Below are 21,946 nucleotides of genomic sequence, written 5' to 3' on the forward strand. Positions count from 1 at the left end.
ATTAAAAATTGAAAATAAGATGAAACATTCATTAGACATCCTTCCTTTACAATCTTGGATAAACACTGGCGACAAACCTTTAATCATTGCTGGACCATGCAGCGCAGAAACAGAAGAACAACTTGTGTCAACAGCGCATCTACTTGCAAATACTGGAAAAGTAAATGTACTACGTGCCGGAATCTGGAAACCCCGCACCCGTCCAGGTGAATTCGAAGGAATTGGAAGTATTGGCTTACAATGGTTGAAAAGAGCAAAAGAAGAGACGGGTTTACTTACAGCGACAGAAGTTGCTACAGCTAAACACGTGGAAGAAGCACTTGCTGCCGGTGTAGACGTATTATGGGTTGGAGCCCGTTCTACCGCAAACCCGTTCACCGTTCAAGAAATTGCTGATGCCTTAAAGGGTGTCGATGTACCTGTATTGGTTAAAAACCCCGTAAATCCAGATCTATCCTTATGGATCGGAGCTTTGGAACGTATTAATGGAGCAGGAATCAAAAAACTTGGTGCGATACATAGAGGCTTCTCTTCTTTCGAAAAAACAGCATTCCGTAACGAACCTATGTGGGATATTGCTATACAATTGAAAACTATTGCTCCAGAATTACCTATCATCAACGACCCTAGCCATATCTGCGGTAACCGCGAGCTAATTCCATACGTTACACAAAAAGCGATGGACATGGATATGCAGGGACTTATCATCGAATCACACATTGACCCTTCTGTTGCTTGGACAGATGCCAAACAGCAAGTAACCCCTGCCGCACTTTCAGATTTATTAGATAATCTTTCAATCCGTCATGCGGCATCCAACAACCCTGCTTTTGACGACAAATTAGCTGAATTACGTCAACAAATTGACAAATTGGATGATCAAATCATCAAACAAATCGGTGACCGTATGAAAATTGCAGAGAAAATCGGAGAATACAAGCGTGACAACCATGTTACGATCCTTCAGGTATCACGTTGGGATGAAATCGTTCAAAAGCGTGTACAGTTAGCAAGAGCATTGAACCTAAGTGAAGACTTTACTGTAAAATATCTAGAGCTATTGCACAACGAGTCAATCCGCAAACAGAATGAGATAATGAATGAAAAAGTTAATGCGGAGGTATAAATGAGCCAAACAAGCATCAAGCTCACTCATTCAACACGACAAATAAGCGGCACGGTACAGCTCACTGGTTCAAAATCAGAGAGCAACCGTGCGCTCATAATACAAGCCATCAGCGCTGGACAGGTTGAAATAAAAAACCTCTCTCACGCGGATGACACCGTATTATTAACCAATGCGTTAAAGATGGCTCATCAGGATGGTTCCGCGTCAAAAACAATAGATATCGGCCCTGCAGGCACAGCTATGCGATTCTTGACATCTTACCTCAACTTATTACCGGGCGATTTTATACTAACGGGAACCAAGCGGATGCAACAGCGCCCAATAGGTATCCTTGTAGATGCCTTGAATAGCTTGGGTACAACTATTGAATACGCCCAAGTATCGGGTTACCCGCCACTACATATACATGGGCCATTGGCGCAATCGGCCACTAGTGTCACTATAAAAGGAGATATCAGCAGTCAATATATATCCTCCCTCCTTTTAATAGCTTCCGCTTTAAAACAGGGCTTGAGGCTCGATATACAAGGTGAACTAACATCCAAGCCTTACGTCACGATGACATTGGATATGTTGCGTGAAGTCGGAATACAACACACCTGGACGGAAAATAGCATCTATATCGCACCACAAAAGGCTACCTCAAGCACATTATATATTGAACCCGACTGGAGCGCTGCCTCCTACTGGTACGCCATGATTGCTTTATCAGAAAAGGGCTCAATTCGATTACCTGGACTTAAGCGATCAAGCCTACAAGGAGATATTGCGATTAGCGAAATCATGACACATTTTGGAGTAAAGACTACATTTGAAGATAATGCTATATATCTCGAAAAAACCAAGATTACTTCTCAAAAGGAACTATTTGATTTCAAATCATGTCCAGATCTCGCACAGACTGTTGTTGTTGTGGCATCAGCTCTAAAACGTAATGTTTCCTTTACCGGTCTAGAAACATTAAAAATAAAAGAGACAGACCGAATTGCAGCACTACAGAAAGAAATTGCAAAATATGGTGCACAGCTGAAAGAAGATGGAACCACCTATCATCTAGAGAGCGAACATGTAAATGATCCGGGCAAAATTGCTATCGATACCTATGAAGATCATCGTATGGCTATGGCTTTCGCTCCCCTTGCTTTAGTATTTAAGCAAGTCGAAATAGTAGAACCTCAAGTTGTAGAAAAATCTTATCCTACATTTTGGGATGATTTACGTGCGCAAGGATTCACTATATCCTAAAACATTTATTGATATATCGTCTATATTTTTAGTTAAAGTATAGACGATTTAATATATTTACCGCAATTATTAAATTATGGCAGGAAATTCATTTGGTGATTTATTCAGGATAACGACGTTTGGTGAATCCCATGGTGCAGCAATAGGTGTCATCTTAGATGGGTGCCCTTCAAATATCATAATCGACGAGGAGTTTATCCAGTCCGAACTTGACAAAAGACGTCCCGGACAATCCAAAATTACAACCCAGCGTAAGGAAAGCGATACGGCTCAGATACTATCTGGAGTCTTCGAAGGCAAATCGACAGGAACACCTATCGCAATTGTAATCCCCAATGAAGATCAGCGATCCAAAGACTATTCCCATATCAGCGACAAATTCCGCCCCTCCCATGCCGACTATACCTATCAAATAAAATATGGCATACGGGACTATCGTGGTGGTGGACGTTCATCCGCTAGAGAAACTGCAGCAAGAGTAGCCGCAGGAGCTATTGCCAAACTTTTCCTCAGGCAACAGGGAATTGAGATCTTTGCACATGTATCGGGAGTAGGCAGCATAACATCTCCTAACTTAGATACAACAGATCTAACCAGTCTTCTAGAACTCCGCGAAGACAATATAGTTCGTTGTGCCGACCCTGCTACAGCCACTGAAATGATTACCTATATCGACGGTATACGTAAGGCTGGTGATACCGTAGGTGGGCGTATTTCAACTATCATTCGTAATCTTCCTGTTGGATTAGGCGAACCTGTGTTTGACAAGTTACATGCAGACCTTGCCAAAGCAATGATGGGAATCAACGCTGTACATGGTTTTGAATATGGTTCTGGTTTTGAAGGCTCTAAATATAAAGGCTCAGAACATAATGATATTTTTTCAAAAGAAGGTTCTAAAACAATCACCCGCACCAACTATTCCGGAGGCATACAAGGTGGTATATCGAATGGGATGGATGTAACATTCAATGTCGCATTTAAACCTGTCGCTACGATCATGCGTGACCAGCCAACATTAAACGAAGCCGGAGAAGAGACTGTTATTTCGGGTAAAGGTAGACATGACCCTTGCGTAGTACCTCGAGCTGTTATTATTGTAGAGGCGATGGCTGCCCTTGTTATTGCTGATCAGCTATTAAAATATAATGCATATCTAAATGTCAAAAAATAAGTCTAAATATATTTTAGCTTGTGATATCGGAGGTACACACATTACCTCCGCTATTATTACAAGCGGCACCTGGACAATTCTTTCGGAAACAATTGTCCGAAAATCAGTAAATTCAGCTCAAAATGCTAAATCGATTTTTCTCGACTGGAGCAGCGCTATAAACGAGTCTATAGCACATTTTGGGCAGCCCATTCATCAAATTGGAATTGCCATGCCGGGGCCTTTTGACTATGAAAACGGTATTTCTATGATGAAAGGTCAAAATAAATATGACGCACTATACCAACTCGACATTACCACAGCTCTCCGCGATACGCTCAACAAACCCACAGTAGAAATACGCTACATCAATGATGCAGCAGCATTTCTACAGGGAGAAATATTTGCTGCCGGCCGCCACAATGAAAAAAAGATTCTTGGCATCACATTGGGGACTGGTCTCGGTAGTGCAATATGGCAGCAAGGAGATAAGGCTATCGATGCCAACCTTTGGAATACCCCATATAAAGAATTTATTTTTGAAGAGTACTTAGTGACACGCTGGTTTACTCGTAGGTTTGAGCAAATCTCTGGACAGAAAGAAAACGGATTGAAAGAAATAATAGAAAAACATAGTACATCCGACAGCTTTCGTCTATTAATAAGCGAATACAGAACACACCTCTATCAATTCCTTAAATATTTTAGTAATACAGAATCCTGCAACAGCTATATTATAGGAGGAAACATAGCGAAAGCTTGGGATATTATCAATCAAGGTAATTACTTCGGTGATTTCAACATTTCTATTGGTGTATATGAAGAAAAAGCAGCGCTTATAGGCGCCGCTTCTCAATTTGAATAATATTTAAAAAGCAATCATATCACATTAAATCACCGAACAAATAAAACCTCTTTTAAAACAAATCCGGAAATTGTTGTGGGTTGACATCGTTCATAATCTGATATACTGATTCAATAATGTCATCCACAGCAGGTTTGGTAAAATAATCTCCATCAGATCCGTATGGCGGACGATGAGCCTTCGCACTCAAAGTCAACGGCTGGCTATCCAAATGATAGTATCCTTTCTGTTCTTCCAAAATCTGTTGCAATATAAAAGCACTAGCCCCTCCTGGCACATCTTCGTCAACCACTAATAGTCGATTAGTCTTTTGCAGAGAGGCTGCGCATAAATGCGTCCGATCAAAAGGCTGTAAACACTGTATATCAACAATTTCTATCGATATACCGATCTTATCTAATTCCAATGCTGCTTCCTGCACCAATCTCAAAGTAGATCCGTAAGACACTACCGTAACATCCGTTCCCTCTCTCATTATTTCAGCGATACCTAATGGTACGGTAAAATCGCCAACATTATCAGGCATCTTCTCTTTAAGACGATATCCATTCAGACACTCTATCACCAAAGCTGGATCATCCGATTTCAACAACGTATTATACATCCCAGCAGCTTGCGTCATATTACGAGGTACACAAATATGAATTCCGCGTAAGGCACCTAGCAGTACTGTCATTGGCGATCCTGAATGCCATATTCCTTCAAGACGATGTCCTCGAGTACGTATGATAACAGGTGCCTTTTGCTGTCCTTTTGTACGATACCCCAAAGAAGCCAAATCATCACTTAGTACAGGTAGTGCATATAACAGGTAATCTAGATATTGGATCTCGGCTATCGGACGCAGTCCCCTAACAGCGAGACCAATGCCTTTTCCGATGATAGTTGACTCGCGTATTCCTGTATCGAAAACCCGCATATCACCAAATTTATCTTGCAACCCTGCGAATCCTTGGTTTACGTCACCTATCTTTCCTACATCTTCGCCAAAAGCCAATATACGTTCGTCCTTCTTAAAGTTAGCTTCAAAACAAGCATTCAGCACTTCCCTCCCATCGACTATAGCTGCATTCTCACCATACAATGCTTCAATTGTAGCAACATTCAGTGGGCTTTTATCGGACTCTACATAAAGCGCACTGTTATATCTATCCTGATTAAGCTTTTGCTTATCTTTGTACCAAATTAACAAAGCTTCCTTCTGAGGAGAATCCTTAAAACGCAGTTCTCGTAACACCTGTCGTACGGTCGAATAAACCTCTTTTAAAGAAGATTCTGAAGTGCTAATCAAAGTTTTTAACGGTAACTCAACGACCTCTTCATTAATTTCTGAAAGCAACGAAACCACCTCTTCTAACTCACTTTGCAACATCTTGCGATAATCCGACCAAGCTCGACGTTGTTCTATTCGTACAAAATCCTTAGCTTTATCCTCGATTTCAATTAGTTCTTCGGCTGTAGCTATGCCCGCATCCAACATCCATTGGCGCATTTTTGCATTACAATCATAATCCACTTCCCACTGTAATCGCTCTTTCGTTTTATAGCGTTCATGCGAACCAGAGGAAGAATGTCCTTGGGGTTGTGTTAATTCAGTAACATGTACTATGCATGGAATATGTTCCTCTCGGGCAATTTTGGCGGCTTTTTCGTACGTTTCGCAAAGCCCAGCATAATCCCAGCCTTTCACCTTAAAAATTTCAAATCCTGAGCCATTTTCATCACGTTGAAATCCTTTCAACACTTCCGAAATATCCCCCTTTGTAGTCTGCACTTCATTAGGTACCGAGATACCATAACCATCATCCCAAATAGATATTACAGCAGGGATTTGATGTACTCCCGCTGCATTTATTACTTCCCAAAATACCCCTTCAGAAGTAGACGCATTTCCAATATTACAGAAAACAACCTCATTACCGTTTTTAGAAAAATACTTCAAATACGATAAATCCTTATTATTCCGATACAACTTCGAAGCTAGTCCCAGTCCCATCGTGCGAGCCATCTGTCCTCCTGTTGTTGATATATCAGAAAACGAATTCTTTAGTATAGTTTGATCTTTCCAGTTCCCCTCTTCATCCAATAGACTCGTAGAGAAGTGGGCAACCATTTGACGTCCGCCAGAGGATGTATCAGCTTCAATATCAGGGTTTGCATACAACTGTGAAAAAAAGTGATAAAGCGTACTTATTCCCGAGACGAAAGCAAAAGTTTGATCTCTATAATAGCCAGAACGCCAATCGCCAGGCTCAAAAACCTTTGCTAACGCAATCTGAGCGAGCTCTTTACCATCTCCAAAAATCCCAAACTTAGCTTTACCTGTCAGTACTTCTTTGCGCCCCAACAAACTCACTATTCTACTCTGCACCGCAAACTCATAGTCCTTCTTAATAATTTGACGAAAATCATCAAAACTTAATTTAGAATTCGATAAATCTACGGAGACTTTCAAATCTGTGTTCATCATTAATTTAATGTTCTGTTTCAACAAAAGTAGCAATTTTACTCCTTACAATATAAGTATTAATTTTATTAATCACTTTATTGACACTACCAGATACGCTTACACAAACTGCATTACGATGCAGGCCTTAATCTATAGCACTATATGTCTTAACCTTTCTCCATTTTTGCTTTCCATCCATCATAAATTAAAGCCCATTATTGTATTAATTTCAAAGATACATTAGAATATACGTTATTATTATGTACTTTTAAACGCAACTTTAACGTAATAACACATACATTAATGACATTAAAAAATAGTGTGGAAAGCGCCGAAAACGGTCTAGGTGACTTAGAAAAAACAGTACTCATCAATGCTTTGATTCAGACTCCGATTAATGAGCGTGATCAGAACTGGATAGCAACTTTTTTAGAAAACATAGCAGAAGCAAATCTTAAGTTAGGTGCTCCGGAAGTAGTAATAGCGAGTGATGGTTTCCCATATGTACAACTGGAGACAGTTAATGCAAATGAAAACTTTCAAGCCTTTGTTATTAGCAAACAATTACCGACCTTACTACTGCAAGGCTTCGGTATAGTAATCAATGCGCAAAATTCCCAACCAGATTGGATATTCACTTATGGTGACATAGCCAACTTCGAACTGAATGACACATTCTACAGTGATGACAGCATCTTTTCCGTTCACAAAGAAAATGTAGTGATTGGCAGTGACGAAAAGATACTCATAGGTCAGCCGTCAGACAATATCCTACCCAAATACATCCGTAAACAACTTAGGGAATTCTTGCTGCATGCAGGAGTTAAAGTACCTAAGACCATGCTGATTGCTAGGAACTTTGAAGACGAAGCACAGGTTAAGCAGGACTTAGTTTTCAATTTTACACCTGCCCAATTCGCTAGCGAGCAAGATTTTCAGCAAATAGGAAATACGGTAGCTTGGTTTCTACCTCGTCACTACTCCATCCTATTCATTGACGATATGTCAATCGAAAATGGTTTTGAAGCGATTTAATACGCTGGCAAACCTATCTAAATAGACGGATTACAGCATTAAGATAATACAACAAACAATAAAGAACTATGTACCTGTTCAATGTAAGAGTGTATGGGATATTGATTGACGCAGATGACCGCGTGTTAGTCAGCGACGAACGTACACAGAGTGTAGCGTTCACAAAATTTCCAGGAGGAGGGTTAGAATATGGAGAAGGGTTATTAGATGCCTTAAAACGCGAGTTTATGGAGGAATGTGATCTAGAAATCGAGATCATTCAGCATTTGTATACAACAGACTTTTACGAGAAATCAAGCTTCAACAATAGCCAAATTATATCCATATATTATTTGGTTAAAGCTTTAGACACATTGAATGTTCCACTAAAAGACAAAGTAATGGATTTCAATAGCGATGATGTACTTGAGAAAGAAGAGGTATTCAGACTAGTAGATTGCGATAAATTATTGAGCGAGCATTTAACCTTTAAAACGGACCAGGTTGCTTGGGAGACTTACAAAAACACAAGCAATTTTCGCAAAAGTTAACTTACAAGTTAATCATTTTTTATTTTCAAAAAAGCTTGATTATACTAAAAATGATTTATAATTTTATAACAACGAAATCGGCCCCATTTATACATGGAGTTGATTCTCAAACTTGAAGCCCCTTTTCTAGGCGCTCCATTTTATAGTTAGTGTGATTATAAGGCGATATCCCAAATATCGCCTTATTTATTGAGTATCAATAAAACTAATATACCGTTCTATAGCAGATATTTCGTCTTATTTTAACCTATAAAATAGGCCAAAGCTACAACGATTAACCCACCTCCTATAATAAGCCATTTTAGACCTTTTCCACTCTCAGCACCTTCGTCACTCCTAAATCTGTAGTCCCTTTTATATTTATCCATATTCATACTAACCTCCTTTTATATATCAATGATGCAAAAAAAAAGCAAATTTCACAAATTATTCGTGATGATAGGGTTCCCCTTTCATAATGGTGAATCCTCTGTAAACCTGTTCTACGAAAAATAAACGCACCATCTGATGCGAAAACGTAAGCTTAGATAGCGACATTTGTGCATTCGCCCTTTCCTTAACTTTTGTTGCAAATCCATATGGACCGCCAATTAAAAAAACAATATGCTGTACACTGGCCAACATTTTTTGTTGAATATAATCCGCAAACTCTACAGATCTGAATTCTTTCCCCTTTTCATCCAATAGAACTACAAAATCTGTATTTGTCAAATTCTTTAAAAAGAAATCAGCTTCTTTGTCCATCTGCTGAGCCGCAGACATATTCTTCACATTTTTCACATCCGGCAATATCGAAATATTAAATGTCACATAATGCTTAAGTCTTTTGAGGTACTTATCAATTCCTTCCTGAATAAACTTATCATCGGTCTTTCCGATGCACAACAAACTAATTTTCATATTGCAAAAATCAAAAATTAATAACGAATAAAAAAGCAGATACTACAGGTGTTCAAATTGAAACTTTACCTGCCAACAATGTTCTTCGTACATCACATCCAGAATTAACTTCTTCCAAGCATTGAATCCATAATAATTTAGTTGACTAAAGGTAAAAACCAAAACAATTGCGATTAAATCCTCATATATAGGTCACGTCTAGTATATGAAAGGGATAACACCAGCTATACCGAAGATAAGAGAGACTTGAACGGACTTTAGCAGACTTGTACGGACTTAGGCGGACTTTAGAGCGCGTGGGGTTAGTTCAGGCCCTCGATCGCCCTTGCGTACAATCCCCTAAGCCTCCAAGAATCGAACCGCCGGCCATCCTTTTTGGAGCCTCATCTTTTCTTAAACGCAAAAAACCTTCATCTTTCGATGAAGGTTTTTCTGCGGAGAGCGAGGGATTCGAACCCCCGAACCTGTGACAGTTAACGGTTTTCAAGACCGCCGCATTCGACCACTCTGCCAGCTCTCCGCCACAAAAGTAGAAATTCTAGGCTGATTTGCAAAATTTATTTCAAAAAAACGCACTCAACCATCAATTAACACTGATTATTAACTTTTTACGAACTGTAATTCGCCTTCAAACTTAACCTCCTCAGAAACCATTACCCCTCCCGTTTCTAAAGCAGCATTCCAAGTAAGACCAAATTCAGAACGATTGATCGCTCCCTTTACAGTATAACCTACTTTATCATTACCCCATGGATCTTTCGCCATACCACCAAATTCTGCCTTAATTACAATTGGTTTTGTTATCCCTTTTACCGTCAAATCACCATGAATCTTGAATTCATCCTGTACATCACCAACTACGGATGTCGAAACAAATGTAATTTCTGGATATTGCGCTGCGTCAAAAAAATCTCCCCCTTTCAAATGTTGGTCCCTTTGTTCATTTTTTGTATCAATTGAACTGGTATCAATCTTTACCGTGACCACTCCTTTTGAAATATCATCCGATTCGCTATTGATGGATACTTCAAAGTTTTTAAACTGTCCCTTTACGGAAGAGATCATCATATGACGCACTTTAAACTCAATTTCACTATGCGCCGTATCTAAATTCCATGTTGCCATAATACTATTTTTTATATCTTGTTACTATAATAAACTGTTTTTAACCTTATTTGTTCTTGATGATACAAAGATAAGTGCAAGAATTAGCTCCACTCTTAACCTATATTAAGATTTTTAAAAAAATTATACAACTGTAGTGCAAGCACTTATTAGCTATGGGGTAAAAAAAAGGAGAATAATTTTGGATTTCACGTCCAAAAGCCTACTTTTGTTGCGTTGAAAGCGAGGCGCCCATAGCTCAGCTGGATAGAGCAACGGTTTTCTAAACCGTCGGTCTCAGGTTCGAATCCTGATGGGCGTACAAAATACTCTAGATCATTCTAGAGTATTTTTTTTGCCATTATTTACCATTTTTTTACTTATCTTGCAATAATTTAAAAATAACATAATGAACAAAGGCAAAATTAAATTTTTCAATGAAACTAAAGGATTTGGTTTTATTACTCCAGAAGATGGAAGTGCAGATGTATTCGTACACGTATCTGCATTAAAAAACCAAGTATCTGAAGGTGACGTTGTAACTTTCGATACAGAAAGAACTCAAAGAGGTATCAATGCAGTTAACGTGCAATTAGCATAATATATTACAACAATACTTTCTTAAAAAGGATAAGTCATCTTGATTTATCCTTTTTTTTATGATCGCCTACTCCTTATATGTTACCCCTACCAACCCCAGCTCTACTTCAATCTTAAATAAATATGCTTGACATGTTTGTGTCCGCCCGAATCCCTTTCATCAATCTCAAAACGGTTAATATATTTGATCAAATCATAGAGCTTATTGAAACCGTAGTTACGCGGATCAAAATCTGGTTTCTTTTTAGAGATGAAGCTTCCTAATGAACCCAAAAAAGTCCAACCTGTTTCATCGGCAAGATCATCTACGCTGTTAACAATCATTGTCACCGTCTTCTTATCAACCTTATCTATAGCTTTCTGTGCCGGCTTGGACACTTCCTTGGTGACTGACTTAACAGACGTTTTAGCAACCTCCTCCTTCCCTACGGGCTTCAATATCTCCAGATAAATAAACTTATTACAAGCGGCGATAAAAGGTGCTGGAGTCTTTCGTTCTCCCAGTCCAATGACCAGCATGCCTGCCTCCCGCAGCCGGGTAGCCAACCTTGTAAAATCACTATCACTAGACACAATACAAAAACCGTCCACCTTTTCAGAATACAGAATATCCATCGCATCAATTATCAATGCACTATCTGATGAATTTTTACCTGTTGTATAACTATATTGCTGTATGGGAATTATCGCATTATCCAGCAATACGTTCTTCCAACCCGAAAGATGTGGCTTGGTCCAATCCCCATAGATGCGCTTCACTGTAGGCGTTCCACTTTTCGATATCTCTTCCAGCATTTCCTTGACATTGGCGTACGGCACATTATCAGCATCTATCAGTACAGCGAGTTTATGATCTTGCATATATTTCTGTTTTGTTGTCTATCATACAGCAAAACACATACCACTACGTTGATGACCTACAACACAATAGCATCCAAAGATACGTCCAAGCCTACTTTTACAAGATCCATCGCCACCATCGTTCTAAAATGTTTAATGTAATTATTTCCAAAAAATATACGACGTGTCAGCAGTTCATAGTCATGCATAGTAGGTACGACAATGATCAGCATAAAATCAGCATCCCCCGTAACATAATAACATTGCTGAACTTCAGGAGTCGTCCTAAATATCGCCTTAGTAGAGTCAATAAACTCAGCCTTTTCACTCTCCATGATTACCTCCACAAAAAGCGTTATAGGACGACCTATCTTCTCCCTATTTATCACACTGACATTACGCTGTATCACCCCTTCCGCTTTCATACGTTTGACACGTCGCTGCACTGCGGCGGCTGATAGACCAATCTTTTGGCCGATATCCCGTTGTGGGGTAAAATTGTCGTGCTGTAATATTTTCAATATTGCAATATCAAATCTGTCAAGTTTTTCCATAATTAAGATAAAAGTGAAACAAAATTGCACAAAAGCCCCCAAATTTAATGAAAAAACACTATCCCAATCATCTATTTTTGTGCCACAGACAACAGAAGAGCATAAATGCTTCGTTACACATTAATTATATGGCAACAACAAATACGTTTAAAGGAATTGTTCTAGCAGTCACGGCTGCCACATTATGGGGAGTTTCAGGCACATTCGGTCAGTTTCTATTCGAAGAACGTGCTATCAATGTAGAATGGCTTATTTCTGTCCGCATGTTATCAGCAGGAATACTCTTCCTCTTATTCTCCATCTTAAAAAAAGAGGACATTGGAGCGATATGGGTAACCAAAAAAGACAGAACACAATTATTTATCTTCAGTATTTTAGGTATGCTGGCAGTACAATACACCTATTTTGCAGCGGTCAAGCATTCTAATGCTGCTACAGCTACCGTTTTACAATACTTAGGCCCTATTTTCATCGCTATATATTTTGCAATAAAAAACAGACGCCTTCCTGCTCCTATAGAATACCTCGCTATATTTCTAGCTGTACTTGGTACCTTTCTATTGGTTACTCACGGCGACCCCAGTACATTAGCCATTTCTAATACAGCCCTTTTTCTAGGTATAGCCTCCGCTCTGGCACTCGCTTTCTATACCATATATCCCTTAGGTCTACTACATAGATACAATTCAGCATTAGTAATCGGGTGGGCAATGCTCATTGGCGGACTTGTACTATCATTTTTCAAAGCGCCTTGGGATGTTGAAGGCATTTGGGATGCCTATACCTATTCTTACATTATCTTTATCATTATCTTAGGCACGCTTATCCCCTTCTATGCCTACCTTACCGCTGTCAAGCAAATTGGCGCTCAAAAATCGAGTCTACTCGCTTCTGCAGAACCACTATCAGCAACCATCGTAGCTGTCTTATGGCTTCAGATTCCTTTCTCCATGATCGATTGGATTGGGAGTCTGTGTATCGTATCAACCATATTCTTATTAAGTATTACCAAGTCAAAACCATAAAAACAACAACACATTACTTTTTTTACAAGGAATTATTAGTTTGGAGCGACAGTTCATATCATGGATCGACTTAGAATGACTATATGAAGATATAAGTTTGATCCTAGAATCAAAAGCCTAAAGGTCGCGCCGAAGCATCACCATATCTCTAAGCTGTACCCCATTTTCTATAATAGGCTCTTCATAGTTATGGACAAAGAAATCCTTTTTCACCGCAAACTTAACAAACCCATTTCGCTCATAGAATCGAATCTGATCTACGCCGCAATCTGCCGTACCTACTAAAAGCTGTTTATAATGCTCTCTTTGGGCAATAGTTATTATTTCCTTTATCAACAGTGAGCCAATCCCTCTTCCTTGAAGGTCGCTACTTACCGCGATATTCTTTAACTCCAGTGTATCCCGATCTATCGGATACAGACAAAAAACAGCAAGTTCTTTCTCTCCTTCTTTTAATACATACACATCGCTATCAAAGACATATTTATCGATTGCATACCGTGTCTCATCCGCTAATAGCAACAAAGAGTAAGGAAGTTGGGCATCCGCCTTTACCAATACCAAATGGTAGGCTGGATTCAAAGATTGTATATACATCAGGTAATCTTAAATGGGCTAATAAGCAAACTTACATAAATCAGTTCTAAATAAAACAAAATTGCATTAAAGATTCCTTTCATTCTGCCTTTTTATAAAATTCTTTCCGTAGATTTGGGGCACATTAGCAACCACAAAAAGCTAAATACGTTTTTGATTTGAGACTTTTTTGTACATACATCTTGCTCGCTGCCTTGACTCTGCAATCTTTCTATCGCAGTATCATGACTATGGAGTATCAGATACATCTACCAGAGTATCTAGCCAAATGTATTAACAAAGATCGCCCACAACTACATTGTAATGGTCAATGCGTGCTAATGAAAAAGATAAGGGAGAAAGAAAAACAGGAAACTAAAAAGAATCTTGTCGTGTATGAATACAGTGCACTTTATGTACACAGAGAACACACTGTTTTCCAATCACAGCCTCAAGCTGAAGAAACTGTAACAAATTTCTTCTCACCCTACTTGACCAACTACGCTTTTACTTACAGAACTTCGGTATTCCGTCCTCCCATCGCTTAATTGCACATTCCTTTTAGGGTAATGGTATCTTTCTTAAAGATAGGATGTATTTATACGTCCTGTCCGCAGTTACATTGTTAACAAGCAGCGTACAGATGGTATAATCTATATGGAAATCTTAGTCTATAGATCCATTCCCTAGCAAATTCCGCTATTATTTATTAACGTTCCCCTATTGGCTATCGTAACCAGTCTCGTTTAGGACTTGCTATGGCTATACGGAACGAAAAATGACTAAAACTATTCTAATGGAAAAAATTATACTTTTTCTAACAGTGCTGTGCTGTACCCTTAGCTCATGCACAAAAGAAAAAACAGACTACGAGGCAGAGATAGACACCATTGTTCCTGAGCGTATAGAATTCAAAGAAGTAACAAATTTCAAGAGTGGTAACTACACCATACGTATCGAAGCCTTGGGCGGTCAACTTTACAAAGGCTACAATCAAATCCGATTAAAAATCGAAGCTCCAGACCAACCTGCCCCTTCCACAGTTACTCTCCTTCCTATCTTAACTGATAGTCAAGGTAAGATTAGCTCCTGTCCACATCGTTACGAGCAATTGTACCAAGCAGAGGAAGGCTACTTTGAAGGATATGTCGTATTTACAGAGGAGAGCCGTAACACCTCACATTGGGATCTCCATATCGGTTTTACAGCAGCCGAACAACTACATAGTAACTCGCAACGCATACAGGTAAGACCCCAAGACAATAAAAACCTGAATATGACTAGTTTTACCGGTAATGATGGAGAACAATACTTTATTGCGCTAATAGCGCCACAGAAGCCCAAAGTAGCGGAAAATAACCTTACTGCAGGAATATACAAATACAACAAACCGAAAGCGCTATCTTCTAGTAGCACGATCGATCCAGCCCAATTTTCCTATAGCCAAGTCGAAGGCTATACCTTACAGTTGGACCCTAGAATGCCTGAGCCATCCATGGGCAACCACTCCTCTCCCAATAATAAGGATCTCGTACAGGGTACAGACAAGCTATACCATGGCGTGGTCAACTACACCATGACAGGAAATTGGACCTTAAATTTCATCCTCCTAAACCATCAGGGGCGTATTGTTAAAGGCACCGTTGTACCCAACGACTTTACACCAGGTGTCGAGGGGATTAAAAGTGAACTGCATATTGATATATTATTCTAAGCCCATGAAATTAATGAATGTTGTTTTTGCCCTATTGCTCGGTGTCTGCACTGTCAATGCTCAGGATAACTTAGCGCAACGCGACACCACCAAAATACTAGAAGAAATCAAAGTAAAGGCCAAAGGAAAGAAAAAAATAAAGACAGATATGAAACTTGCAGTTTCTGTTGATGAGTTTCTTGCTTCTTCCCAAAGTATCAGTTTTATCAAACGCGGAGCTTATGCCTGGGAACCCCTGCTCAACAATATGAGCTCTGAACGTTCATCTATCACTATCGATGGCATGCATGTCTTTGGCGCTTGTACCGACAAAATGGACCCAATCACCTCATATGTAGAAACCAACAACCTTTCTACTGTCGATATCAAGTCAGGACAGGAAGGCAACCTACATGGAGCGACTGTGGCAGGGAGCATCGACCTTCAGCGCAAAAGCACCGCTTTTGGTCTTGACAAAAAGGTCACTGGTAGCTACCAGACAGGCTTCGAGTTCAACAATAAGCAGCACTTCAACCTAGCTGACATGTCCTATTCCGGGAATCGCTTCGTAGCCGATGGGAGCATTTCCTTTCGCAAAGCGAAAAACTATCATAGCGGTGATAATAAAGAAGTGAAACACTCTCAATTCAACAAGTTCAACAGTTCAATAGGTCTCGCTTATAAGACAGGCGAACGATCTGCCCTACGTATAGATGCTATCTATGACAAAGCTAAAGACGTTGGTTTTCCTGCCCTACCGATGGACCTATGGTTGTCTCGTGCCCTTATCACCTCAGCCTCCTACAAGCAAATTTTTGAAGATAATATTATTCAGTTTTGGGATACCAAGGTTTATTATAATACCATCGAGCACTATATGGACGACACCACCCGCCCAGAAAATCTCGTGCATATGGATATGCCCGGATGGAGCACCACGTATGGCCTACTTTCCAAAATAGCCCTCAAACGTGGACGCCTTACCTCCGAGGTACAGCTCAATGCCTACGACAATCTTTCTATTGCCGAAATGCGCATGTATCCTCAAGACCGGAGCAAAAGAACGATGTTTGCTTACAGCTGGCCCTGGATCACGACACGCTTTGCAGGCTTATCCACTTCTAATTCTTTAGACCTATCCGACAAAAGCCATCTTACCTTCGGCGGTTCACTGGGATGGAATTACAACTATTCAAAATATGTTGAGTTCAATAAGATTTTTTATCCAGATGCTCCGCAGAAAAAAAACAGCATACTTCCTAGCCTACACGCCAGCTATCACGTCAATGTAGCTCGCTTCGACTTCAGTGTAGGCTCTGGTTACGGACATAGGGCTCCTTCTATTTCAGAATCTTATGGCTATTATATATATAATAGCTTCGATCGATATGATTACATTGGTAATCCCCACCTTAAGAATGAAATATCCTATGAGATCAATGCTACGGCAGGCTATAAGTCCAACAAGATGGGCATACAGGCAAAGGTCAACTACTTCTATATCCAAGATTATATTGTGGGCAGAATCCTTAGCATGGGAAGCCCCATGAACTATCAGTCTGTAGGTGTTAAGGGCTACACCGCGCTGGATCATGCCAATATCCTCAATCTAGCGATAAGTACCAATTATGACATCCTACCTCATCTACACTGGAAGGGTACTATCACCTATGCGCGTGCTACCGATGGTCAGCGAGGCAATCTTCCTTTTATTCGTCCATTGAGCTACCAAACCAGCCTACATTATATGTATAAACGATTTGGCATACAGACTTCATTGAATGGAGATGCCGTGCAGCGCGACTACAGCCCCGAGTATGGTGAAGACAAAACCCCTGCTTATCAAATATGGAATGCATCAGCAGATTACGTACTTCCGATACAAAAAGTCAACGCAACACTACAAATCGGTGCCGAGAATATCCTAGACACCTACTATAGTACTTATGCCGATTGGGGCAATATCCCTAGAATGGGCAGAAACATATTTACATCTCTAAAAATCAATTTTTAAAAACATAATTAAACAAATAACAATGAAAAACTTAACAAACATCCTATTCGCGTCAGCACTATCAGTAGCCTTGATCTCTTGTGACAAAAGCGACCCATCGGCCAACAATGTCACATTACATTTCAACAATACCTTCAAGGACAAAACTATCGTGCTGGGCGATGCCAACTCCACACAAGCCAGTATCAATACTTCTGCTGCTGGACAAACACATCAGTTTTCCGAATTAAAATATGTCATCAGCAATATCCGTTTAGTAAAAACAGACGGTCAGGAAATACCCTACAACATCAATGACCTAGACAAAGGAGCTACTGTAATAGACCACTCCAAAGCGTCCACCTTGAGCTATGTGCTGTCCAATATTCCTGCTGCCGATTACAAACAGTTAAAGTTTGGCTTAGGTGTCAAGCCAGAATTAAACACCCTAGACGAGGTCCGCTTTCCAAATTTCTACAACACTGCAGGTAAAAATGATACCAAGATGATGTGGGAATGGGGAACTGGCTACAGATTTACCAAAATTGAAGGGTTCTACGATACGGACAAAAAGAAATTATCAATCCATACCGGAAGTACTTTAGACGGCAAACGGGAAAATCAAGCAACATATGTACCTGGCGTAGATGCCTACAGAGACATCACCCTAACTTTACCAGAAGTAGTGCTTGTAGGCAAGGCCTCTACTGTAATCTATGTCAAAGCCGACTTCGACAAACTTTTGAGCGGCACGACCAACACAATTACATTGCGTTCTGGAACTGGACCAGATGACAATGCGACTCCAAATATTCACACTGCCGATGGCATGGTTCAATTTGTCGACAACCTGGGTGGCAATGGTAAATCAAACCAATCGGGCATGTTTTCCATCACCCATGTAAAAAACTAAACCACAACAATATCCGGGGTGCCTACTTAAGGTTGCGCACCCCAATTTTACCCGTATAACAGATGAAAAAATCCATCGGCATACTCACACTTTCCCTAATCATACTCACTTTAGCCTGTAACCGTAAGGAGGCCGAAGAAGAGTTGGCCATTGACAATCCTGAGCTCCCACTGTCTATCCCAAAGGGCTTCCCTCCATTGAACGAAGCTTTTTATAAGAACAAACCTACGAAATATGGCGTTGAGCTTGGAGAAAAACTGTTTCATGAGAAAAGGCTCAGTGGCAACAATACTATCTCTTGTGCCAGCTGCCATCAGCAATCCAAAGCATTTACCGACAATCAGGCGCAAGCTATCGGTATATACAACCGCGTAGGACTTCGTAATACTCCACCTATTCAAAATCTAGCTTTTATAAAACACTACAATTGGGACGGTAATAAGCGCCAGCTCGAAACACAGCCCTTAGTACCTATCATCACGCATGAGGAGATGAACTCCTCTATTGTAGAAGTTATGAGCAAATTAAAAGTCGAAAAAGACTATCAGATTCTATTTCGAAAAGCATTTGGCGATCCTGAAATCACTCCTGATCGAATTTATAGAAGCATCGCCCAATATGAATACACCCTCATCTCCGCCAACAGCAAATATGATAAGGTAAAACGCAACGAGGGTATACATTTCAGCGATACCGAGCTGCAAGGCTACCAACTGTTTCAGGCGAAATGCGCCAGTTGCCACAGCGGCGAACTTTTTACAGACCAAAGCTTTAGGAATATTGGCTTCCCTATCAACCCCAGTACCGAAGAAGCTGGCCGTGGCCGGGTAACTGGTATCCGAGAAGACTATATGCGTTTCCGTGTCCCTTCATTGCGCAACATTGCCTACACTGCACCTTACGGCAGTTTTGGACAATTTAAGACCCTAGAAGAGGTGCTGGATTATTTTGACAAAGGCGTATTGCATGCCAACAACCTAGATCCCATCTTAACAGAAAATGGCAATCGAATTCCTATGACTCCCAAGGAGAAATCCGATATCATCTCCTTTTTACATACCTTAAGTGACGAAACCTTTATAACCCCACGATAAATGCGATGTAAATATTTTTTGCTGCTACAACTCCTATTATTAACCAATAAAGTGTAAATTGTAGCGCTGTTATCACCATTGGGGTGATAATGAGAATATAAAAAGGGTAAAAATGAGCGCAGAACACAATTATGTGGCGGTAAACCGCCAATCTTGGAACAACAGAACCGAGTCACACCTAAAATCCGAATTTTACGACATGGAAGGCTTCCTCAAAGGAAACACCTCGCTGAATAACATCGAGCTGGAACTTTTGGGCGATGTAAGCGGAAAATCCATACTCCATCTACAATGTCATTTTGGACAAGATAGCATATCCTTGAGCAGACTGGGAGCAGATGTGACAGGTATAGATCTTTCAGACAAAGCCATAGATAGTGCTCGTCAGATTGCCCAACAAACCGAGGCAGCCAGCAAATTCATCTGCTGTGATATCTACGACCTGCCGAATCACCTAAATGAACAATTTGACATTGTCTATACCAGTTATGGTACCATCGGTTGGCTTCCTGATCTGGACAAATGGGCGAAAATTATTTCTACGTTTTTGAAACCTGGAGGACAGTTTGTCTTCGTCGAATTTCATCCTGTCGTCTGGATGTTTGACGATGATTTTGATAAGATAGGCTATCGATATTTTAATTCCGGTCCTATCCTTGAATCAGAAAATGGCACCTATGCAGATAAAGAAGCTGACATTAGTCAGGATTATGTTTGTTGGAATCATAGCATCAGTGAAGTCCTCAACAGCCTCATCGGTAATGGTCTCGAACTAAAATCATTTGATGAGTTTGACTACTCGCCTTATAATTGTTTCGCTAAGACTATCGAGTTTGCACCGAAGCAATACCGCATAGCCCATCTGGAGAATAAGATCCCAATGGTGTACGCTTTGGTTGCCTACAAGAAATAAGATAATATACCTTAAAACAAAATGACGGCTCGAATCTCAACTCAGGCCGTCATTTTATTTTTAAGCTTTACTCTTGTTTTACTTCGACAAGCGATACCCTATAACCACAAATGGAATAGTCCCTACCATCACCAACGCCGTAGTCAACAGTGCCGTGCCCGAAAAAAGCGACACGATACCACTTGCCAAGAAACAAGTTCCCAATTGTAACGCATTCTGCATCGCTGACGCTTTCCCTAGACTATTCGGAAAAAGCTTCATAGCCTGAGCCACCACAATAGGATAACAGGCACCATTTGCCAATGCCATCAGGCAAAATGGCACCAACAACATTACCAGAGTTGGTGTGGAGATCAATGTTATAGCCAATACACCGATAACGGCAACTGAATAAAGAACTAATAAAAAAGGCAAGATACGTTTACCTTCGACCTTATCAGAAAGTGCTCTATAGCCATATCCCCCTAGCATAAATGCAATAGTCTGCGGCACAAAACTAAAACCTATCTCTCCCTCATTATAGCCCAATTCTTTCAGGAAGAACGGCGATCCTGTCAACCAGGCAAAGAATGCTCCCGAACAGACGGCATAGATCATCACATTGCCGATATAGGTTTTCGACCGCAACAACTGAATGTAAGATTCACCTTTCTGTTTCAGCGTAGCACCGTCCGTTGTCCTCTCCGTTTTTAACGTAAATGTATAAGCCATCAGCAGTAAAGCGATAAGAGCCAATACAATAAAAATTGACCGCCAGTTGTAGTGATCCAACATAAACACTCCCAATAAAGGTGCCAGTGCGGGCGACAAAGCCACTAAAGGCATAATAGTCGCAAATACCTTGTTCGTCTGATCTGCAGGATACCTTTCGATGACCAACGCTTGCCAACTGACTGCAGCAGCACATACTCCTACCGCCTGTATCAATCGTAAGCTCAGCAGCATGGTAACACTGTTTGTAAAATAAATCGCAAGTGACGCTACTGTAAATATCCCCAAGCCCATTAGAATTGAACGAGGTTTTCCGATCTTGTCAGCCAAAGGTCCCCATAGCAGCTGTGCAATAGCATACCCTGCCAAAAATAAAGTAAGACTAGCACTAATACTGTTCTTACTCGTTTCCAAGTCTATGCGCATTTTATCAAATGCGGGTAGATACATGTCTGTTGCCAAAAACCCTATCACACTCAATCCTGCGAGGTAAACCAAGAACAGAAAATTGTTTTTCTCTTTATTTGCCATGTATATGCTTTTTTAAATTAAGGTGCAAAGGTAACACAAAAGGTCATCAACAGCCTCCCTTTTCCTCCTTTTTGACTTAAAAACAACGAATAA

22 protein-coding genes and 2 tRNA genes are annotated in these 21,946 nt (G+C 40.3%); 15 read left to right on the forward strand and 9 right to left on the reverse strand.

All coding sequences use genetic code 11. From position 1 onward, the window contains the following. Positions 1-19 precede the first annotated feature (19 nt). The 4 genes from JKG64_RS05360 (at position 20) to JKG64_RS05375 (ending at position 4,392) form a co-directional block, all read left to right on the forward strand. Positions 20-1,126, forward strand: coding sequence for a chorismate mutase (locus tag JKG64_RS05360; protein ID WP_210353300.1), 1,107 nt, complete (start codon positions 20-22; stop codon positions 1,124-1,126). Beyond that, complete coding sequence (aroA, locus tag JKG64_RS05365; protein WP_210353301.1) at positions 1,127-2,374, forward strand: 3-phosphoshikimate 1-carboxyvinyltransferase; 1,248 nt, start codon at positions 1,127-1,129, stop codon at positions 2,372-2,374. A gap of 76 nt (positions 2,375-2,450) precedes the next feature. Continuing rightward, positions 2,451-3,548, forward strand: a complete 1,098-nt coding sequence (gene aroC / locus JKG64_RS05370) for a chorismate synthase (RefSeq protein ID WP_210353302.1) — start codon at positions 2,451-2,453, stop codon at positions 3,546-3,548. After that, on the forward strand, positions 3,535-4,392 hold the full coding sequence (locus JKG64_RS05375) for an ROK family protein (RefSeq protein WP_210353303.1): 858 nt from the start codon (positions 3,535-3,537) through the stop codon (positions 4,390-4,392). The genes aroC and JKG64_RS05375 overlap by 14 nt, the downstream gene beginning before the upstream one ends. Positions 4,393-4,444: 52 nt before the next feature. On the opposite strand, the gene JKG64_RS05380 is transcribed toward JKG64_RS05375, so the two are convergent. Further along, positions 4,445-6,862 (reverse strand): alpha-ketoacid dehydrogenase subunit alpha/beta, encoded by a 2,418-nt coding sequence (locus JKG64_RS05380; RefSeq protein ID WP_210353304.1) that lies wholly within the window; start codon positions 6,860-6,862, stop codon positions 4,445-4,447. 300 nt (positions 6,863-7,162) lie between these two features. Here JKG64_RS05380 and JKG64_RS05385 point away from each other — a divergent pair, with 300 nt between their 5' ends. Continuing rightward, positions 7,163-7,876 (forward strand): hypothetical protein, encoded by a 714-nt coding sequence (locus JKG64_RS05385; RefSeq protein WP_317195833.1) that lies wholly within the window; start codon positions 7,163-7,165, stop codon positions 7,874-7,876. Positions 7,877-7,944: 68 nt separating this feature from the next. After that, positions 7,945-8,406, forward strand: a complete 462-nt coding sequence (locus tag JKG64_RS05390; protein WP_210353306.1) for an NUDIX hydrolase — start codon at positions 7,945-7,947, stop codon at positions 8,404-8,406. A 242-nt stretch (positions 8,407-8,648) separates the two neighbouring features. Here JKG64_RS05390 and JKG64_RS23150 read toward each other — a convergent pair whose 3' ends face one another. The 4 genes from JKG64_RS23150 to JKG64_RS05405 all read right to left on the reverse strand — a co-directional run bounded on the left by JKG64_RS23150 (position 8,649) and on the right by JKG64_RS05405 (position 10,431). Continuing rightward, a complete protein-coding gene (locus tag JKG64_RS23150; protein WP_262897753.1) occupies positions 8,649-8,780 on the reverse strand; it encodes a hypothetical protein in 132 nt (43 codons plus the stop codon). A 52-nt stretch (positions 8,781-8,832) separates the two neighbouring features. Next, complete coding sequence (gene rlmH, locus JKG64_RS05395) at positions 8,833-9,306, reverse strand: 23S rRNA (pseudouridine(1915)-N(3))-methyltransferase RlmH (protein WP_210353307.1); 474 nt, start codon at positions 9,304-9,306, stop codon at positions 8,833-8,835. Positions 9,307-9,741: 435 nt separating this feature from the next. Further along, positions 9,742-9,826 (reverse strand) — tRNA-Ser (locus JKG64_RS05400). 80 nt (positions 9,827-9,906) lie between these two features. Next, positions 9,907-10,431 (reverse strand): YceI family protein, encoded by a 525-nt coding sequence (locus tag JKG64_RS05405; protein ID WP_210353308.1) that lies wholly within the window; start codon positions 10,429-10,431, stop codon positions 9,907-9,909. A 227-nt stretch (positions 10,432-10,658) separates the two neighbouring features. Here JKG64_RS05405 and JKG64_RS05410 point away from each other — a divergent pair. Together JKG64_RS05410 and JKG64_RS05415 are read left to right on the forward strand one after the other, a co-directional pair. Continuing rightward, positions 10,659-10,732, forward strand: a tRNA-Arg gene (locus tag JKG64_RS05410). Positions 10,733-10,819: 87 nt separating this feature from the next. Further along, positions 10,820-11,011, forward strand: coding sequence for a cold-shock protein (locus JKG64_RS05415; protein WP_133583671.1), 192 nt, complete (start codon positions 10,820-10,822; stop codon positions 11,009-11,011). A gap of 101 nt (positions 11,012-11,112) precedes the next feature. On the opposite strand, the gene JKG64_RS05420 is transcribed toward JKG64_RS05415, so the two are convergent. Both JKG64_RS05420 and JKG64_RS05425 read right to left on the reverse strand, forming a co-directional pair. Next, positions 11,113-11,871, reverse strand: a complete 759-nt coding sequence (locus JKG64_RS05420) for an NYN domain-containing protein (protein WP_210353309.1) — start codon at positions 11,869-11,871, stop codon at positions 11,113-11,115. Between the two features lie 56 nt (positions 11,872-11,927). Then, entirely contained in the window at positions 11,928-12,404 is a 477-nt protein-coding gene (locus tag JKG64_RS05425) for an Lrp/AsnC family transcriptional regulator (protein ID WP_210353310.1), read from the reverse strand. Between the two features lie 128 nt (positions 12,405-12,532). Between JKG64_RS05425 and JKG64_RS05430 the strand changes: the two genes are divergently transcribed. After that, complete coding sequence (locus JKG64_RS05430; protein ID WP_210353311.1) at positions 12,533-13,429, forward strand: EamA family transporter; 897 nt, start codon at positions 12,533-12,535, stop codon at positions 13,427-13,429. A gap of 117 nt (positions 13,430-13,546) precedes the next feature. Here the strand turns inward: JKG64_RS05430 and JKG64_RS05435 are convergent, their stop codons facing one another. After that, on the reverse strand, positions 13,547-14,026 hold the full coding sequence (locus JKG64_RS05435; protein ID WP_210353312.1) for a GNAT family N-acetyltransferase: 480 nt from the start codon (positions 14,024-14,026) through the stop codon (positions 13,547-13,549). Between the two features lie 320 nt (positions 14,027-14,346). Between JKG64_RS05435 and JKG64_RS05440 the strand changes: the two genes are divergently transcribed. From JKG64_RS05440 to JKG64_RS05465, 6 genes are all read left to right on the forward strand, one after another. Next, complete coding sequence (locus JKG64_RS05440) at positions 14,347-14,553, forward strand: hypothetical protein (RefSeq protein ID WP_210353313.1); 207 nt, start codon at positions 14,347-14,349, stop codon at positions 14,551-14,553. A 248-nt stretch (positions 14,554-14,801) separates the two neighbouring features. Further along, positions 14,802-15,719 carry a hypothetical protein gene (locus JKG64_RS05445; RefSeq protein ID WP_210353314.1) on the forward strand — a complete coding sequence of 306 codons (918 nt, stop codon included), beginning with the start codon at positions 14,802-14,804 and terminating at the stop codon, positions 15,717-15,719. Positions 15,720-15,723: 4 nt separating this feature from the next. Then, positions 15,724-17,712, forward strand: coding sequence for a TonB-dependent receptor (locus JKG64_RS05450; protein WP_210353315.1), 1,989 nt, complete (start codon positions 15,724-15,726; stop codon positions 17,710-17,712). A gap of 22 nt (positions 17,713-17,734) precedes the next feature. Further along, positions 17,735-18,604, forward strand: a complete 870-nt coding sequence (locus tag JKG64_RS05455) for an MbnP family protein (RefSeq protein WP_246512482.1) — start codon at positions 17,735-17,737, stop codon at positions 18,602-18,604. 62 nt (positions 18,605-18,666) lie between these two features. Next, the gene (locus JKG64_RS05460; RefSeq protein ID WP_210353316.1) at positions 18,667-19,698 is read left to right on the forward strand and encodes a cytochrome-c peroxidase; all 1,032 of its coding nucleotides are present in this window, start codon (positions 18,667-18,669) and stop codon (positions 19,696-19,698) included. A 112-nt stretch (positions 19,699-19,810) separates the two neighbouring features. Then, positions 19,811-20,611, forward strand: coding sequence for a class I SAM-dependent methyltransferase (locus JKG64_RS05465; RefSeq protein ID WP_210353317.1), 801 nt, complete (start codon positions 19,811-19,813; stop codon positions 20,609-20,611). A 78-nt stretch (positions 20,612-20,689) separates the two neighbouring features. Here JKG64_RS05465 and punC read toward each other — a convergent pair whose 3' ends face one another. After that, positions 20,690-21,853, reverse strand: a complete 1,164-nt coding sequence (gene punC / locus JKG64_RS05470) for a purine nucleoside transporter PunC (RefSeq protein WP_210353318.1) — start codon at positions 21,851-21,853, stop codon at positions 20,690-20,692. Positions 21,854-21,946 lie beyond the last annotated feature (93 nt).

Source organism: Sphingobacterium tabacisoli, from assembly GCF_017908035.1.
GTDB classification, from domain to species: domain Bacteria; phylum Bacteroidota; class Bacteroidia; order Sphingobacteriales; family Sphingobacteriaceae; genus Sphingobacterium; species Sphingobacterium tabacisoli.